General features: G+C 69.8%; 15 protein-coding genes. 10 read left to right on the plus strand and 5 right to left on the minus strand.

The features are described from left to right. Nucleotides 1–8: 8 nt before the first annotated feature. Entirely contained in the window at nt 9–923 is a 915-nt protein-coding gene (locus AB0M73_RS19015; RefSeq protein ID WP_363891987.1) for an NlpC/P60 family protein, read from the plus strand. A 130-nt stretch (nt 924–1,053) separates the two neighbouring features. Here the strand turns inward: AB0M73_RS19015 and AB0M73_RS19020 are convergent, their stop codons facing one another. Then, nucleotides 1,054–1,869 (minus strand): SAM-dependent methyltransferase, encoded by an 816-nt coding sequence (locus tag AB0M73_RS19020; RefSeq protein ID WP_363891989.1) that lies wholly within the window; start codon nt 1,867–1,869, stop codon nt 1,054–1,056. Between the two features lie 160 nt (nt 1,870–2,029). Here AB0M73_RS19020 and AB0M73_RS19025 point away from each other — a divergent pair, with 160 nt between their 5' ends. After that, complete coding sequence (locus AB0M73_RS19025; RefSeq protein ID WP_363891991.1) at nt 2,030–3,373, plus strand: cytochrome P450; 1,344 nt, start codon at nt 2,030–2,032, stop codon at nt 3,371–3,373. A gap of 60 nt (nt 3,374–3,433) precedes the next feature. After that, nucleotides 3,434–4,438 (plus strand): alpha/beta hydrolase, encoded by a 1,005-nt coding sequence (locus tag AB0M73_RS19030; protein WP_363892099.1) that lies wholly within the window; start codon nt 3,434–3,436, stop codon nt 4,436–4,438. Between the two features lie 11 nt (nt 4,439–4,449). On the opposite strand, the gene AB0M73_RS19035 is transcribed toward AB0M73_RS19030, so the two are convergent. Together AB0M73_RS19035 and AB0M73_RS19040 are read right to left on the minus strand one after the other, a co-directional pair. Continuing rightward, on the minus strand, nt 4,450–4,710 hold the full coding sequence (locus AB0M73_RS19035) for a DUF4235 domain-containing protein (protein ID WP_363891993.1): 261 nt from the start codon (nt 4,708–4,710) through the stop codon (nt 4,450–4,452). A 37-nt stretch (nt 4,711–4,747) separates the two neighbouring features. Continuing rightward, a complete protein-coding gene (locus AB0M73_RS19040) occupies nt 4,748–4,903 on the minus strand; it encodes a hypothetical protein (protein WP_157495223.1) in 156 nt (51 codons plus the stop codon). Between the two features lie 118 nt (nt 4,904–5,021). On the opposite strand from AB0M73_RS19040, the gene AB0M73_RS19045 reads away from it, so the two are divergent. Together AB0M73_RS19045 and AB0M73_RS19050 are read left to right on the plus strand one after the other, a co-directional pair. After that, nucleotides 5,022–5,675, plus strand: a complete 654-nt coding sequence (locus AB0M73_RS19045) for an HAD family hydrolase (RefSeq protein WP_363891995.1) — start codon at nt 5,022–5,024, stop codon at nt 5,673–5,675. 12 nt (nt 5,676–5,687) lie between these two features. After that, the gene (locus AB0M73_RS19050) at nt 5,688–6,521 is read left to right on the plus strand and encodes a class I SAM-dependent methyltransferase (RefSeq protein WP_363891997.1); all 834 of its coding nucleotides are present in this window, start codon (nt 5,688–5,690) and stop codon (nt 6,519–6,521) included. A gap of 36 nt (nt 6,522–6,557) precedes the next feature. Here AB0M73_RS19050 and AB0M73_RS19055 read toward each other — a convergent pair whose 3' ends face one another. Next, nucleotides 6,558–9,317, minus strand: coding sequence for a beta-mannosidase (locus AB0M73_RS19055; RefSeq protein WP_363891999.1), 2,760 nt, complete (start codon nt 9,315–9,317; stop codon nt 6,558–6,560). Between the two features lie 482 nt (nt 9,318–9,799). Between AB0M73_RS19055 and AB0M73_RS19060 the strand changes: the two genes are divergently transcribed. The 5 genes from AB0M73_RS19060 (at nt 9,800) to AB0M73_RS19080 (ending at nt 15,781) form a co-directional block, all read left to right on the plus strand. Then, nucleotides 9,800–10,387 (plus strand): TetR family transcriptional regulator, encoded by a 588-nt coding sequence (locus tag AB0M73_RS19060; protein WP_363892001.1) that lies wholly within the window; start codon nt 9,800–9,802, stop codon nt 10,385–10,387. 39 nt (nt 10,388–10,426) lie between these two features. Next, nucleotides 10,427–11,392: an SDR family NAD(P)-dependent oxidoreductase gene (locus AB0M73_RS19065; protein WP_363892003.1), complete on the plus strand. Its 966-nt coding sequence runs from the start codon at nt 10,427–10,429 to the stop codon at nt 11,390–11,392. Nucleotides 11,393–11,406: 14 nt separating this feature from the next. Next, nucleotides 11,407–11,904 (plus strand): DinB family protein, encoded by a 498-nt coding sequence (locus AB0M73_RS19070; protein ID WP_363892005.1) that lies wholly within the window; start codon nt 11,407–11,409, stop codon nt 11,902–11,904. A gap of 365 nt (nt 11,905–12,269) precedes the next feature. Further along, nucleotides 12,270–13,526, plus strand: coding sequence for an MFS transporter (locus AB0M73_RS19075; RefSeq protein WP_363892007.1), 1,257 nt, complete (start codon nt 12,270–12,272; stop codon nt 13,524–13,526). Nucleotides 13,527–13,543: 17 nt separating this feature from the next. Next, nucleotides 13,544–15,781: a glycoside hydrolase family 3 N-terminal domain-containing protein gene (locus tag AB0M73_RS19080; RefSeq protein WP_363892009.1), complete on the plus strand. Its 2,238-nt coding sequence runs from the start codon at nt 13,544–13,546 to the stop codon at nt 15,779–15,781. A gap of 42 nt (nt 15,782–15,823) precedes the next feature. On the opposite strand, the gene AB0M73_RS19085 is transcribed toward AB0M73_RS19080, so the two are convergent. Further along, nucleotides 15,824–16,717, minus strand: a complete 894-nt coding sequence (locus AB0M73_RS19085) for a hypothetical protein (protein WP_363892011.1) — start codon at nt 16,715–16,717, stop codon at nt 15,824–15,826. Between the last annotated feature and the right edge of the window lie 58 nt (nt 16,718–16,775).

The raw sequence follows: 16,775 nt of genomic DNA on the forward strand, positions 1-16,775 counted from the left end.
GCATTGCCGTGAAACACATCAGGGCAGCAGTGTTGCTGACCACGCTGGTCACCTCCGGCGCCGCGGTGGTGCATCTGGCGCAGGCCCAGGACGTGCCGACGAGGGCCCGGGACAACGGCGCGGTCGTCGCCTTCGCGCAGGCCCATCCGGCCAGCACCAAGTACAGCTTCGTCCGCCTGGACGGTCCCGCCCGGACCGCGGTGTTGGACGAGCACGCCCGGCTGGTGGCCATGTTCACCGACGGCGCCCGCACCGCCGTCCTCAGTGGACAGAGCCGGACCTTCGCCGATCCGCAGCGCACCAGCGCCGTGGTCACGACGTCCAACTGGGTCCGGCTGGCGCCCCAGCCGTGGAAGGCGGGGGCCGAGAAGGAGGCCTGGTTCCGGCCCTGGCTCGACCAGGAGCTCACCGACCGCAGCCCCGACGTCCTGGCCGTCGCCACGCAGTACGTCACCTTCGCCCACTTCGCCGACGGCGCCGACTACAGCGACTTCCTCGGCATCACGGTGCGCGGCGTCAAACCCCGCAAGGACCACTTCGGCGACGTCGACTCGGCCGGCTATGTGCGGCTGGTGTACGGCTACCGCCTGGGCTTTCCCATCGGCGACGGTGGGCTGCCCCGCACACCCCAGGAGATGCCCAAGGCCCCCCTCGGCGCCGCCATCGCCGACAACGCCGTCGGTTCCCCCCAGACCCGATTCCTGGCCCAGCCGGGGGACCTGCTCCTGTTCAGCACCGACGGCTCCAAGGGCGCCGTCGACCACGTGGGGATCTACCTCGGGGTGGACGACGCCGGTCAGCAGCGCTTCATCGCCTCCCGCGGCACCCCCGACGGCCCCAGCTTCGGCGACTCCAGCGGCCGCTCGGTGCTGGACGACGACGGCCCCTACGCCGCCGGCCTCTGGGGCATCCGCCGCCTCTGACCCCCGCGAGTCCCGCTCTCGGGCAACCATGTGTTGAGTTCACGCCTGCCCGAGAGCGGGACTCGCGGTTACCTCCGACCCCGGCGAGTCCCGCTCTCCGGCACACCGAAATACGGTTTCGAGCAGACCGCTAGGCCTTGTGCCCGACCCCGGCGTACGGCAGGGAGTTGATGGCCGGGTCGTCGGAGATGCCGCCCATGCCGTCGGGCCGCCACATGGGGCAGCCGACCAGGCCCGGCTCGACCAGGTCGAAACCGTCGAAGAAACGCAGGACCTCGGCGTGGGTGCGGGGAAAGGGCTGGTTGTGGGTGTTCTGGTCGTACACCTTGACGGCGTCGCCGAGGTTGCGGGCGTCGCCGTCGGCGGCGACGTGGGAGACGGCGATGTAGCTGCCGGAGGGCAACGCGTCGCGGTAGCCGGCGACGACGGCGGCGGGATCCCAGGCGTCGGGCATGAAGTGCAGGAGCAGCAACATGAACAGGCCGACCGGCTCGGAGAAGTCGAGCAGGCGCTTGACCTCGTCGGACTCCAGGATGGTCGACCGGTCGCGAGCGTCGGCATGGACCACCGCGGCGCGGTCGTTCTTGCTGAGCAGGAGCTCACTGTGCGCGACGGCGATGGGGTCCCGATCGACGTACACGACACGACAGGACGGGTCGAGCTGCTGGACGATCTCATGCAGGTTGCCGGCAGTGGGCAGGCCGGAGCCGATGTCCAGGAACTGCCGCACCCCGGACCGGACCATGAAGATGGCGGCCCGGCGGAGGAAGGCCCGGTTGAACCGGGCGGCCTCGCGCACCCCGGGCATGATCTTGTTGATCTTCTCGGCCAGCTCCCGGTCGGCGGCGAAGTTGGAGGCCCCGTCCAGCCAGTAGTCGTACACCCGCGCCGGGTGCGGAATGGTGGGATCGATCTCCGGCGGCACCCAGCTCAGGTCCCCGTTCATAACCCACCTCACGTCCGAGCCCGAAAGAGGGAGCCTAGACGGACGGCCGCGGCGCAGCTACCGGCAACCCGATCGGGTGGTCCTGGGCGCGGCCACTCGCCGTAGCGGTCATGCCCCCCTATCGTGAACCGGCCGCGAACCGATCGTGGGGTGGGAAGGCTTGTCCGCCAAGCAGAACGTCACCGAAGACGCGCCGGTCGTCCCCGGGCGGTGGCCCGTGATCGGTCACACCGCCGCCATGCTGCGACGACCGCTGCGTTTCCTGTCCTCGCTGCCGGCCTACGGCGAGGTCGTCAAGATCTACCTGGGCCCGCTGCCCGTCTACATGGTGACCGGCCCCGAGCTGGCCATGAAGCTGCTGACGGCCGACAGCTACGACAAGGGCATCGTCTTCGACAAGATGCGGCCGCTGTTCGGCAACGGCCTGGCCACCTCCAACGGCGACTTCAACAAACGCCAGCGCCGCCTGGTGCTGCCGGCCTTCCATCGCACGCGTATCGCCTCGTACGCCGAGACGACCATGACCCGGCTGGCCCAGGAGTCGATCGCCGACTGGAAGGCCGGCCAGGTCGTGGCCCTCGACGAGCACCTGCAGAACCTGGTGATGAGCATCGCCGGCCGCACGCTGTTCGCCACCGAACTCGGCCAGGACGTGCTCGACGAGATCCAGCGCAGCGTCCCCGATCTTCTGGACAACGTGCTGGTACGGGCGTTTTCGCCGCGGTTGGTCGAACGCCTGCCCATCCCCGGCAACCGCCGGTTCGACGCGGCGGCGGCCCGGCTGCGTGAGGTGATCCCACGGGTGGTGCTGGCCGCGCGCGAGGGCGGGACCGATCACGGTGACCTGGTGTCGATGCTGCTCATGGCCCGTGACGAGGACACCGCCGAAGGCATGACCGACGAGCAGGTGCACGACGAGGTCGTCACCATCCTCACCACCGGCGCGGAGACCACGTCCGTCGCCCTGGCCTGGTTCTTCCACGAGATCGCGCAGGATCCGGACATCGAGCACCGGTTGCACGCCGAGATCGACCAGGTCCTCGCCGGCCGCACGGTCACCTTCGCCGATCTGCCCCGACTGGAGTACACGCAGCGTCTGGTCAACGAGATCCTGCGCCGCAACCCGCCGCTGATCCTCATGCGCCGGGCCCGGGCCGACGTCACGCTCGGCGGCGTCGAGATCCCCGCCGGCACGGAGGTCGCGGTCAGCCAGCACACGCTGCACCGGGATCCCCGCTGGTTCCCCGATCCCGACCGTTTCGACCCGGACCGCTGGCTGCCGGCACGGGCGGAGAAGCTGCCGCGCGGCGCCTTCATCCCGTTCGGCGCGGGCATGCGGCTGTGCCCGGGCCACCTGTTCGCCCAGACCGAGATCGCGGCCGTCGCCGCCACCATCGCCGCCCGCTGGCGGCTCGTGCCCGTGCCCGGCGCGAAGGTGAAGCCCCGGCTGGCCGCCACCATGCAGCCCAACCGACTGCCGATGACAGTTCTGCCACGTCACTGAGGAGATGTTGTGAAGCTTGTCCGCAAGCTCGCCGTGCTGGCGCTTGCCTGTGTCGCGGGACTGAGCGGGGCGGTGGCGCCGCCGACGGCCGTCGCCTCGGCGGCGAACTGCTCGCAGGCCGAGCTCCCGGTGAGCGCGCCGGCCCTGCTGCCGCTGTTGACCTCCCCGGCCAAGGTGCACGGCCAGTTGTGCGTGCCGGACGGCGCCTCGCCGTCGGCGGTGCAGTTGCTGGTGCACGGCGGCACCTACAACAGCGCCTACTGGGATCTGCCCTATCAGCCGGATCAGTACTCGTACCAACGAGACATGGCCAAGCACGGCTACGCCACGTTCGCGGTGGACGTGTTAGGGGCCGGGCAGAGCAGCCATCCGCTGAGCCTGCCGCTGACGGTGTGGGCCGAGGCCGAGGCGCTGCACGAGGTCATCGGGCAGCTGCGAAACGGTGCCGTGGGCGGGATTCGCTTCGGCAAGGTGGTGATCGTCGGGCACTCGGTAGGCTCCGGCATCGTCGCCTCGGAGGCATCCACCTACAAGGACGTCGACGGCGTGATCCTCACCGGGGTCACGCACATCCCGTCAATTCCCGCGCTGGGGCTGGGTGCGGCGCTCGGGCTGATCCCGGCGTTCCTGTCGTCGGTGCAGAATCCCGGCGATCCCCTGTACTTCACCACAAAGCCCGGCGCTCGCGCCCCGTTGTTCTACAACACGGCCGACGCCGACCCGCAGGTGATCGCCGCCGACGAGGCGACGAAGGACCAGGTTTCGGCGCCGGGTATGGGAACCGTGGCGGTGTTCGGCATCGTCGTGCCGGTGACCTTGGGCATCAACGTGCCGGTGTTGCAAGCTGTCGGCTCGCAGGACGTGTTGTTCTGCGGCCTGCTCGCGCTGCGCGACTGCTCGTCGGCCTCGTCGCTACGGGCCCAGGAGGCCCCGTTCTACTCGTCGGCCGCGAAGTTGTCGGTGTATGTGCTGCCCAGCGCGGGCCATTCCCTTGCGCTGCATCGCAATGCCGGCGCCTACCGGGACGCGACCCGCGCTTGGCTCGGCTCCACGCTGGGCATCTGAGGGGGCGGGTTCTAGTCCGGCCACTCGCCGGTGACCCGCTCGTACGCCTTGGCGCCCGCGCGGTCGGTGGCCGCCTTGACCAGGCCGAACACCGCGCCTTCGATGGCCGCGGCCGTGAGGACGCGGGCCCAGGCCTGTTGACGATCCGTTGCCGTCGGAGTTTCGTGCTCGCCGGTGGCCACCCGCCAGAGCCGTTTCGACACGGCCCCGGCGGCGGCCCCGGCGAGCACGCTCAGCAACATTCCTAGTGCCTTGTAACCGAGTTTGCCCATGGTGGCCGGGTGCCACCCTGGGTGTCATTCGAAACCGTCAGTACCAGTGGGCGCGGCCGCCGATGCGACGGCCGGTGCCGCCCACGATGGCCAGGATCGCTCCGACCACGGCCAGGATGATGCCGATGGTCCACAGCGTGGGAATGCCGAAAATGAAGCCGACGATCAACAGGATGACCCCGAGGGTGATCACGGCTCGACCTCCTTAGTTCGATGTCGACCACCGGATGCCCGGCGGGCGCGGGCGAAAACCGGCCATTCGGACCAACATCAGGAGTTTCGGCCGCCGCCGCACGTGGTAATCCCCTGGTGTGGACACGGTTGTGCTGGCTGACGTCGACGGCACGCTCGTCGACAGCAACTATCACCACGCGGTGGCGTGGTTCCGCGCGTTCCGCGATTGCGGCGTCACAGTCCCGATCTGGCGGATCCACCGCGCGATCGGCATGGGCGGCGACCAACTCGTCGAAGCCGTTGCCGGCGAGCGCGTCGAGTTGCTGCACGGTGACGACGTGCGAGCGGCGTGGGCGGAACAGGTCAAGCCGTTCCTGGCCGAGATCACGCCGCTGTCCGGCGCGAGGGACCTGCTGGTCGAGGTGAAGCGCCTGGGCTGCGGGCTGGTGCTGGCCAGTTCCGGCAAGCCGGAGCACGTCGAGCACTACCTGGACCTGCTCGGCGCGCGGAACATCGCCGACGGCTGGACGAGCTCGGAGGACGTGGAGGCCACCAAGCCGGCCCCGGACCTGTTGGGCGTCGCGCTGAACAAGGTCCCGGCCGAGCGCGCGCTCGCCCTTGGCGACTCCGTCTGGGACTGTCAGGCCGCCGGCAAGCTGGGCATTCCCACCGTGGCGCTGCGCACCGGCGGCTTCGGCGAGGCCGAGCTGCGGGAGGCCGACGCGGTGCGGGTGTACGACGACCCCTCATCGCTGCGGGCCGAGCTCCGGGACGTGCTGGAGCTGGTCTGACATCATCGCCGCATGACGGATGTCGACGCGTTGACCGCGCTCACCGAGGGCGACCGCCGACGGGCCCGGGATGTGGCCGCCGCCGGCACATCGCTGCTGGCCCGAGCCCTGACGACGTACCTGGACCACGAGGACGTCGGTTCGGTGTACGACCAGCCGGCGGCATTCGCGGCGTTCATCAGCGGCGGCGGCAACGTCGGCCTGTACGCGGCGGTCGAGGGCGCCTTGGCCGACCAGTACCGGTCGCTGAACCCGTTGCGGCTGGCCGACATCGGCTGCGGCGACGGGCGCGTGATCCGCAATGCCCTTGCCGCCGGCGGACATCTGCCCGATTCGCTGACGTTGATCGAGCCGTCGGCGGCGCTGCTCGCGCAGGCCGTCCGGGATCTGACGCCGACGCGTGCCTACGCCGGCACGGTGCAGTCCTTCCTGTCCGAAGTGGACTCCGACTTCGACCTGGTCGAATCCACCTTCGCCATGCACACCATCCCGCACCACGAGCGCACGGAAGTCCTGACTCGACTGCGCGATCGCACCGACCGGCTGGTGATCGTCGACTTCGACGTGCCGGACGTCGAGCACGGCAGCCCCGCGCACCTGAGGTTCCTGGCCGAGACCTACGAGCGCGGATTGTCCGAGTACACCGAGGATCGCGACCTCGTCGCCGGCGGGTTCCTGATGCCGGTGCTGGTCGGCCAGCTGGCCCCGGGCGCGAGACGGGTCACCTGGGAGCAGCCGGCCGCCGCCTGGCGGGCACAAGCGCAAAAGGCCGGCTACCGGACCGTTTCCGTCGCCACACTGCACGACTACTGGTCCTCGCCGGCCTTCCTGCTCGTCGCCGAGTGAGGCCCGGCGGCTGCTGCCGGCCGCCGGGCCCGAAACTCAGCCCTTCACGTCGATCTTGCCGACGTTCCAGCCGCTCAGGCTGACCACGGGGCTCGCGCCCTTGAGGTCGGCCGACTTCCAGCTGACGGTCAGGGTCTGCGACTCGCCGGGCCACAACGTGATGTCGTTGTCGTCCCACAGGGTCGAGGTCACCTGGTTGTCACCCGGCTGCTCGCCGCCGGCCGCCGTGCCGCGCCGCACGTCGGCCCGCAGGAAGAAGCCGACCGTCGGCGTGGTGGAGGTGTTGGTGATCGTCACCTTGGTCTCGCGGTCCGCCCCGTCCGGCCCGGCCGCCGTGGTCGTGCTGGCGGTGGCCGAGACGGTGGCCGCCTTCAACGACTTCAGGCCGGTCAGGTCGCCGTAGGTGGTCATCGTGGCCTGCGGGTTGCCCAGCGTGGACGACCAGTTCACCGCGTCCTGCTTGGTGGGCTGCCAGTACACGTTGCGGTCCACGACGGCGTTGTTCTGCTTGACCAGCAGCTCGACGAAGTACACGTTGCCCGGGGTGCTGGTCGGCACCTTGGGCTTGATCACCGCGTTGCGAACCTGCTGCGGCGTCAGCGAAAGACCGTTGACGCCCTGGTCGTCGAGCACCTTTCCGTTGGTGTCGTAGACCTTCGCCTCGACCGAGACGTTCGACTGCGTGCTACCGGACAGGTTGTCCAGCGTCACCGTGTTGTTGTCGATGGCGAACAGCGCGTGCAGCGACTGGTTGGCCTTCTTCGCGCCGAAGAAGCTGCCGGCCTGGTCGCCGTCGTAGTTGTACAGGTCCCACAGCAGCGTCGGCCAGCCCTTGTTGGCCTGCCAGTAGATCGTGCCGGTCGACGGCGCCGCCGCGTTGGTCGAGTGGTCCAGGAACGCCTCGAACTGGGCCCGGGTGTTCTCGTAGTTCTGCACCTGCGCCTCCTGCACGTACGAGGCGAGGTCGCTCCACTGGCCGTAGCGGTTGGTCAGCGCCGTGTCGAAGGTGAACAGCGTGCCGAACTTGTAGCCGCCGTGCCCGGTCTCGTAGTTGGCGTGGTACTGGTTGAAGCTCGGGTTCTGCCACAGGTTGGACTGGTCGGACGCCGACAGGAAGCGGTTGATCGAGTCCAGCGTCGGCACGGTGTCGCCGGCGCTCTCCTCGCTGTCGAAGCCCCACGAGCCGCCCGCGTTGGTGCGGTCGTCGCCGCTGTCGTAGTGGCTGGTGTCGTACCAGTAGTTCGGCGGCACGTAGTCGTACGGGCCTTCCTTCTCACCGGACGCGCCCAGCTGCGGGCTGCTCTTGTACTCGGCCGAGGAGATGACCGGCTGGCTGAAGTCGGCGGCCTTGAAGCCGTTCAGCTCGGCCGTCTCCACCTTGGCGCTGGGCTCGTTGTCGCTCCAGCTGTAGGTGAACACGCTGGGGTGGTCGCGCTCGTTCTCGCCGATCGTCTGGGCCGACAGCGTGAGCAGGCTCAGCGTCGCCGCGGCCGTGCCCGGCGTCTCCCAGAAGTCGCAGCACTGCTGGCCGGAGTCGATCAGCATGCCGGCCCGGTCCATCTGCTGGAAGAAGTCGTCCGGAGGAAGGTGGCCCTCCAGCCGGATCACGTTGAGCCCCATGTTCTTCAGCAGCGCGACCTGCCTCGACACGTCGGACGAGTCGTAACGCAGGAACAGGTCCGGCGCGAAACCGCCGCCGCGCACCACGAACGGCACGCCGTTGACCGAGTACTGCCGCACACCGTCCGGCGCCGCCGGCGCCTTGCCGATCAGGGCCGTGGTGATGGTGCGGATGCCGAACTGCTCGTGCGTGGTGTTGCCGCCGGTGACCGTGGTGTCCACTGTGTACATGGGCTGCGCGCCCATCTGGTACGGCCACCAGACCTGCGGGTGCGAGATCGTCTGCACCGGGAACGTCACCGTGGCCTTGGAATGCGCGGCCACGGTCACGTTCTGGGTCACCGTGATCGGCGTTCCGCCGGACGGGGGAGTGATCGTCGCCGTCGCGGTGCCGGTCTGGCTGGAGGATCCGCCGTTGGTGACATCCGCCTTCACCGTCAGCTTGGAGCTGCTCAGGTCGGCGTTGTTGTTCTGCACCACGTGCGCGTTGCCGACCGACAGGGCGTTCTGCACCAGCAGCTGGATCGGGAACTGGATGCCGGTGTTGTTGTCCGGCGGCAGCTGGCTCCAGTCGACGTCGTCCATCGTCAGCATCTTGGACGGGTCGTTCGGGTACATCTCGACGGCCAGCGAGTTGTTGCCGGACTTGAGCGTGCCCGTCACGTCGAACGTGAACTTGGTGTACGCGCCGGTGACGGTCGTGGAGGTGGCGACCTCCTTGCCGTTCACCCAGACGTCCGCCTTGCCCACCACGCCGTTGACGATCAGCGAGGCCGACTGGCCCGAGGTCAGCGCGGCGGAGAAGTCGGTGCGGAACCACCAGGGCGTGGCGAACTGGGCCGTCGTCACCGGGCCCGAGTTCTTCTTCTGCGTGCCGAAGCACTTCTTCATGTTGTCCGCGACGAACACGTCCGGGCACTTGTTGTTCTGCAGCAGCGCCGTGATCTCCGTGCCCGGCGCGCCCCCGTCGTCCGGCTGAACCTTCAGCCAGCTGGAGGTGTCGAAGCCCGGCGTCGAGATCTTGGCGCCGCCTTGCGTCGCGGTCGCGCTGCTGAGCACCGTCCAGCCCGCGGTCCCCAGTGTGGTCAGGCCGGGCGGTGCGGCGGCCGCGCTCGTGGGTACGGGACCCACGAGCACTAGCGCGGCGCCGAGCACCGCGCCGATGACTCGCTTCATGGTCAGCTCCTTGCGGACGACGTGACACGGGCGAGCGGCGGTGGCGGCGTTCCGCTGCTTGGACCAGTATTAGGAAAGTTTCCTTCCTATAGCCGCACAGCCTCCCGGCAATCGTCGACGGCTGTCAATAGCCCCGCCACGTTCGCCCATTTCGCCCGTTTTTTCGCCTCGCCGACCCGAAGTCGGCCGTATCCCTCCACTGTGGACAGACCGGGGGTGGCGCGACTTCTCCGGCGCGACGGGAGCGATCACGGCGAATCCGATGAGCCCCTGGAAGGGCAGCGCGGTCACCGAGGCCACCGGCATGGGCACCGGGGCGGACCCGCCGACCAGGAGGGAAACCTCCAGGTCGTTGAGGAAACGGGCCGGCGTCGCGATGTCCTCGGGTTCGATCGGCCTAAGGGTGACAAGATCACCAGCCGGCGTGGCGCCGACTATGGCCACGCCGAAACGGAGACTGGAGGCTCAGTTAGGCTGCCGGCATGACGGACGCGATAGGCCTGCGCGAGCGCAAGAAGCGGGCGGCGATGGCCGCGCTGCGGGAGGCGGCGTTCGAGCTGTTCGGCCGCCAGGGCTTCGAGCAGACCTCGGTGGACGACATCGCCGCCCGGGCCGAGGTGTCGAGGGCCAGCTTCTTCCGGTACTTCAACGCCAAGGAGGACGTGCTCACCTTCGACGACGCGCAGCGGCGAGAGGCCTTCGCGGCGGAGCTGAGCCGGCGCGGGGGAGAGCCGGTGCTGGCGGCGTTGCGGGCGGCGGTGAAGGCGCACGTCAACGGCATGGACGAGGCGACGAAGGCCAGGACCGTCGAGTACGCGAAGCTGATCATGATGGGGTCGCGGACCCTGCTCGGGCAGGCCTACGAGATCCGGATCGAGTGGCTTCGGCTGGTGGAGACCCACCTGCGGACCCGCCTGGCCGACCGGGCCGAGGCGGACCTGACCGTGCCGCTGCTGGCCGACCTGACCGTGAGCGTGCTGGAGACGGCCATGCGGCTGGTCAGCGCGCACCCGGGGCAGGACTTCGACTGCATCGTCGACCACGGCTTCGACCTGATCGACTACGCCTAGATTTGCGCTGGAGCGCGCTCCAGCTTTTAGCGTCGAGGTATGACGACGACCTCACAGCACAAGATCGGCACGGGCTTCGGAGCCACCAGCACCGCGGCCGAGGTCCTGGCCGGCATCGACCTGACCGGCAAGCTGGCGCTGGTCACCGGCGGCTACTCCGGCATCGGCATCGAGACCACGCGGGCGCTGGTCGACGCCGGCGCGCGGGTGATCGTGCCGGCCCGCCGGCGCGCCACCGCGGAACAGGCCCTGGCCGGCATCGACAACGTCGAGATCGACGAGCTGGACCTGGGCGACCTGGACAGCGTGCGGGCCTTCGCCGAGCGCTTCGTGGCCGGCGGCCGCCGGCTCGACCTGGTGATCAACAACGCCGGCATCATGGCCTGCCCGGAGACGCGGATCGGCGACGGCTGGGAGGCGCAGTTCGCCACCAACCACCTGGGCCACTTCGCGCTGGTCAACCGGCTGTGGCCGGCGATCGCCGAGGGGGCGCGGGTGGTCGCCCTGTCCTCCCGTGGCCACTTCTTCTCGCCGGTCCGCTGGGACGACCTCCAGTTCGAGCGGGGCTACGACAAGTGGCAGGCCTACGGCCAGGCCAAATCGGCGAACGTGTTGTTCGCGGTGAAGCTCGACGAGCTGGGGGCCGCGAAGAACGTGCACGCCTTCGCGGTGCACCCCGGCGGCATCTGGACGCCGCTACAGCGCCACCTGTCCAAGGACGAGATGGTCCAGCGCGGCTGGATCGACGAGGCCGGCAATCAGCTGGTCAAGTTCAAGACGCCGGAGCAGGGCGCCGCGACCGCGGTGTTCGCCGCGACGTCGCCGCAGCTGGACGGCATGGGCGGCGTCTACCTGGAGGACTGCGACGTCGCCGAGTCGGTTCCCTCCGACGCGGACCCAGCGACGACCTGGGGTGGCGTCAAGGCCTACGCGCTCGACCCGGAGCAGGCCGACCGGCTGTGGACCCTGTCCGCGGAATTGACCGGCGTCAACGCATTCGCCTGAAATAGCATTCGGGCGTGGACGATCTCTGCGCCGACTGCGGCTTCCGCTACGACCTCGCCGACGCGCCGACCGCCGCGACCGACATCCGGCGGTTGGCCGGCGAGGTCGCGGCGGTGCTCAGGACGCCGGCCTTCGAGCTGGCCCGGCGACGCGAACCGGAGCTCTGGTCGCCGCTGGAGTACGGCAGCCATCTCAGGGACATGTTGCTGGTGCAGCGTGAGCGGGTGTTGCAGGCCCGCCGGGACAACGGCTTCACCTGCGTGAGCATGGGCCGCGACATTCGGGTCGAGCACGAGGGCTATGCCGATCAGAAACCGGCCGACGTGGCCCGCCAACTGGTCGATGCCGCGATGCTGTTCACCAATGCGCTCGACCGCTTGGGCGAGGACTGGGACAACGAGATGGTCTATTCCTGGCCGGAGCCGCATCGGGCGTCGCTGCGATGGGTGGCCGTGCACACCGTGCACGAGGTGCGGCACCATTTGCGGGACATTCGCGGACAACTGGCCTGACCGTAACCGGCCCGGTTGACCGGAAAACCGGGTGTTTCGGAGCCGGTCGGGCACACGTGCGCGTGTTCGGGCAGCGTCATTGCTCGATTCGCCCGCGCGTGTTGTCCGATTTGGCCGCGCCGTTCTACGGTCGGGGTGAATTCGCTGAGCGCGATCACGAGACCTGCTCCCTCCCGCGGCCGGTACCCCAGTCTGCCGCGCGGGGGAGCTTCCCGTCTCCTGGACGATCACTGGGCGGAAGGAGTGACTTCCGGCCACTGTTCGCCACAAAACCCGCCCGCGTGTCGGAGACTGTGCGGACCGCCGCCGCGACCATCGTTTGAGAGCGCTTCCACGAATCTTGACCATATGGTAGAAATTGCTCCGTGCCCGGGCGACGCGCCGCCATGACCGAAGCCGAACCGACCGCGCGGCGGCCGGTGGATGTGCGCGCCGCCACCACGGCCACCTACCTCGCCTTCGCCGGCTGCGGGGCGCTGCTGTCGAGCGGACTGGCTCGCATCCCGCAGATCCGCGACGACCTGCACCTGAACACCGGCCAACTGGGTGCGATCCTGCTGGCCGCCGCGGCCGGCGCCCTGGTCTCCCGCCCGTTCTCCGGACGGGTCGTGACCCGACTCGGACAGCGCCGCACCGTCGCCTGGATGTCCATCGGCTCCAGCGTCGCGCTGGCCCTGATCGGCCTGTCCGACGTGGGCGGCGTCGCGTTCCTGATCACCGGCCTGCTGCTGTTCGGGCTCTTCAGCTCGTCCTGGGACGTCGCGATGAACATCCAGGGCACGGTGGTGGAGCGCCGCCTCGGCCGGTCGATCATGCCCCGGTTCCACGCCGGCTACAGCATCGGCACCGTGTTCGGCGCCCTGCTCGGCGCCGCGATGATCCTGCTGGCCGTGCCGGTGGCCCTGCACCTGATCATCATCGCCGTCGCGGTGGCGGCGGCGCTGCCCTATGGGGTGTGCGGATTCCTGCCCGACGAGCGTCCGTCCACAACGGACAGTGCCGGCGTCGCGCGCGGGCCGCACAGCACCCTGCGTTACTGGCGCGAGCCCCGCACCCTGATGATCGGCGTGTTCGTGCTGGCCGCCGGCTTCAGCGAGGGCGCCGGCAACGACTGGACCGGTGTCAGCCTCATCGACGGCTACCACGTCTCGCCCGCGCTCGGCACGCTGGCCTATGCGACCTTCCTGACCGCGATGACCGCCACCCGGTGGTTCGGGTCGCGGCTGCTGGACGCCTTCGGCCGCGTGATCGTGCTGAGAATCCAGGGCGCGGTCGCCGTGCTCGGTCTCCTGTTCTTCATATTCGCCCCGGCCGTTCCGCTAGCCTTCGTCGGAGCCGCCTTGTGGGGCGTCGGCGTGGCGTTCGGCTATCCGGTGGGCATGAGCGCGGCCGCGGACGATCCGGCGCACGCCGCCGGCCGGGTCACCGTGGCGTCCTCCGTCGCGAAGATCGCCAGCTTCGCCGGGCCGCCGCTGCTCGGCCTGCTGGGTGATCACGTGTCGATCCTGCGGGCCCTGCTCGCGGTGGCCGCACTACAGGTGGTCGCGCTGTGCCTGGCGCAGGCCACCCGTCCGCTCACGTCCGTAGCCCCGGGCCGCCACCGGGCACTCGACAACCAGTGAAGACAGGAGCAACGCAGGTGGTCGACCAGCCTTACCGTGATCCGGCCCTCCCCGTCGCCGAGCGCATCGACGACCTGCTGGCCCGGATGACGCTGCCCGAGAAGATCGGTCAGATGCTCCACCTCGACGCCCGGGGCGGCGTCCGCGAGCTGATCGACGACTTCCATGTCGGCGCGATCCTGCACACCTCGCCGGAGAACCTGGTGCTGGCGATGGACCTGGCCGGCAAAACCCGGCTGGGCATCCCGTTGCTGACCGGCGAGGACTGCATCCACGGCCACTCGTTCTGGCCCGGCGCCACGATCTTCCCGACGCAGCTGGGCATGGCCTGCTCCTGGGACCCGGAGCTGGTGGAGCGGGTCGCGCGGGTGACGGCGGTCGAGGTGTCGACCACCGGCGTGCACTGGACCTTCTCCCCGGTGCTGTGCATCGCGCGGGACCTGCGGTGGGGCCGGGTCGACGAGACCTTCGGCGAGGACCCGTTCCTGATCGGCGAGTACGCGTCGGCGATGGTCAAGGGCTACCAGGGCGACGGGCTTTCCGACCCGACCGCGATCCTGGCCTGCGCCAAGCACTTCGCCGGCTACTCGGAGACGCAGGGCGGCCGGGACGCCACCGAGGCCGACATCTCGCGGCGCAAGCTGCGCTCGTGGTTCCTGCCGCCGTTCGAGCGGGTGGCCCGCGAGGGCTGCCGCACGTTCATGATCGGCTACCAGTCCATCGACGGCGTGCCGATCACCGCGAACCAGTGGCTGCTCAAAGAAGTCCTGCGCGACGAGTGGAAGTACTCCGGCACGCTGGTGACCGACTGGGACAACGTCGGCCGCATGGTGTGGGAGCAGCAGATCTGCGCCGACCACGCCGAGGCGGCCGCGCTGGCGGTGCGCTCCGGCAACGACCTGGTGCTGACCACGCCGCAGTTCTTCGAGGGTGCGCGGGAAGCCGTCGAGCGCGGCATTCTGTCCGAAGAGGACATCGACGCGGCGGTGCGCCGGATCCTGACGCTGAAGTTCGAGCTGGGCCTGTTCGAGAACCCGCGGGTGCCCGACCAGGAGCGGCAGAAGCTGTTCGTGGGCAGCGCCGAGCACACGGCCGTCAACCTGGAGATGGCGCGCCGCAGCCTGGTGCTGCTGACCAACGACGGCACGCTTCCGTTGGCCGGCGCCAAGGTCCGGGTCGCCGTGGTCGGCCCGAACGCGGACGACGTCGACGCGCAGCTGGGCGACTGGGCCGGCGCCTCCGGCCAGGTCGACTGGCTGCCGGACGGCCACCCCCGGCACCTGACCGAGACCGTCGTGGACGGTCTGCGGGCGGTCGTCCCTCCCGAGTGGACGGTCGACTACGCCCTCGGCGCCCGGATCGCCTCCTTCGGCCCGGATCCGGACGGCCCGGTGCTGCCGGACGGCCAGCCCGCGCCCGAGGTCGTGCGCCCCGAGCCGGCCGATCCGGCGCTGATCGCCGAGGCGGTCGCCGCGGCCGAGGCCTCCGATGTGGTCGTCGCGGTCGTCGGTGACACCATCGGCCTGGTCGGCGAGGCCCGCTCCACGGCCACGCTGGATCTGGTCGGCGGTCAGATCGCGCTGCTGGACGCGTTGGCGCAGACCGGAAAGCCGGTCGTCGTGGTGGTCATCAGCTCGAAGCCGCTGGTGCTGCCGCCGTCGGCGGAGAACGCCGCCGCCGTCGTGCAGGCGTTCAACCCGGGCATGAAGGGCGGCCGGGCCATCGCCGAGCTGCTGCTCGGTCTGGTCGAGCCCAGCGGTCGGCTGCCGATCACCGTGCCGCGGCACGTCGGCCAGCAGCCCGTGTTCTACAACCAGATCCGTGGCCAGCACGGCCACCGCTACGCCGACCTGACCCAGGACCCGCTGTTCGCCTTCGGCGAGGGCCTGAGCTACACCACGCTGGAGTACTCGGATCTGACGATCGCCGCGCCGACCGTCGGCCCTGCCGATGTCGTGCGGGCCGAGGTCACCGTCACCAACACGGGCTCACGGCCGGCACGGGAGACCGTGCAGGTGTACCTGCGCGACCTGATCACCTCGGTGACCTGGGCCGACCGGGAACTCAAGGCGTACACGCAGGTTGACGTGCCGGCGGGGGAGTCCGTGCGGGTGACCGTCGAGCTGCCGGCCGCCGACTGCACGCTCGTGACCGCCGACGGCCGCCGCATCGTCGAGCCCGGCGACTTCGAGCTGCTGGTCGGCCACTCCTCGCGGCCGCGTGACCTGCTGGCCGCGAAGTTCACGATCTCCTGATCTCCTAGTAGAAATGGGGCCCGGCGTTGCCGGGCCCCATTTCTACTGTCCGGGCAGCAGCGAGGTGTCGATCAGGCCGTGGGCCAGCACCGCTCGCCCGTCGAGATCGGCCTTGGTGTGGCGGTTCCGTAGCTCCAGCACGGTCTTCAGCTCGGCGTCGCGGAACCGGCCGGTCGGCGTCAGGCCGGTGCCGGGGCTGGTGAGCACGGCGATGTGCCGTCGGGCCAGGTACTCGTCGAACTCCAGGCGGTCCTGCACGGCCGCCATCAGCAGTTCGGGCCGGCGGCGTCCGGTGACGATGTCCCGGGCCGTCCGCAACAGCACACCGACCAGGCTGCGCAGGTCGAAACCGTTGCGTTGCAGGGAATCTCCGGTGGAGGCCAGCACGGCGCCGACGTAGGGCCCGATATCGGCCACGGTGGCCAGCCGGCGGGCGCCGCGGTGCTCGGCCCGCAGCTCGTTGCCGGCGTTGAGCACGGTCATGGTGCAGGCGCCGGTCAGGAGAGCGGTGGCCCGGCGCGGCGTGGAGCCCAGCGCGGTGATGCCGTAGCTGATGCCGAGGCGCTGCAACAGCTCGTAGCCGACGAAGGCGAAGCCCGAGCCGGGCACGTCGACGCCGAGCGTGCCGCCCTGGAGCTCGGTGATGCCGGGCGCGGCGAACAGCGACAGGCCGAGGCCGCGATCGAGCGCGGCGAGAATGCGCACGTCCTCCTGCCGGCCGAGCGGATTGTCGGGCACGCACCGATAGGCGACGACGTTGTCCGGATTTGTCATGACGGCGTCGAGCTCGCCGTCGATCAGCGCGGCGAACTGCTCCCGCGACGAGCTGGCCGGGACCTCCACCACCCGCAGACCGGCGTTGGCCAGCGCGCCGGTCCTGGCCGCGACCTCGACCAGCACCGACGGACTGAACGTGCCCAGCCTGAGCTCCCGCACCGATCGCACCTCATAACAATCGATCTGGCTCGATGACAGCCTATTGCCGTCCTGGTCG

The organism is Kutzneria sp. NPDC051319 (assembly GCF_040682195.1).
Lineage (GTDB): Bacteria > Actinomycetota > Actinomycetes > Mycobacteriales > Pseudonocardiaceae > Kutzneria.

Excerpts from the sequence above, each read along its gene's own strand:
- AB0M73_RS19065 (WP_363892003.1), top strand. The coding sequence starts at position 10,427 with ATGACGACGACCTCACAGCACAAGATCGGCACGGGCTTCGGAGCCACC.
- AB0M73_RS19050 (WP_363891997.1), top strand. The coding sequence starts at position 5,688 with ATGACGGATGTCGACGCGTTGACCGCGCTCACCGAGGGCGACCGCCGA.
- AB0M73_RS19055 (WP_363891999.1), bottom strand. The coding sequence starts at position 9,317 with ATGAAGCGAGTCATCGGCGCGGTGCTCGGCGCCGCGCTAGTGCTCGTG.
- AB0M73_RS19035 (WP_363891993.1), bottom strand. The coding sequence starts at position 4,710 with ATGGGCAAACTCGGTTACAAGGCACTAGGAATGTTGCTGAGCGTGCTC.
- AB0M73_RS19020 (WP_363891989.1), bottom strand. The coding sequence starts at position 1,869 with ATGAACGGGGACCTGAGCTGGGTGCCGCCGGAGATCGATCCCACCATT.
- AB0M73_RS19060 (WP_363892001.1), top strand. The coding sequence starts at position 9,800 with ATGACGGACGCGATAGGCCTGCGCGAGCGCAAGAAGCGGGCGGCGATG.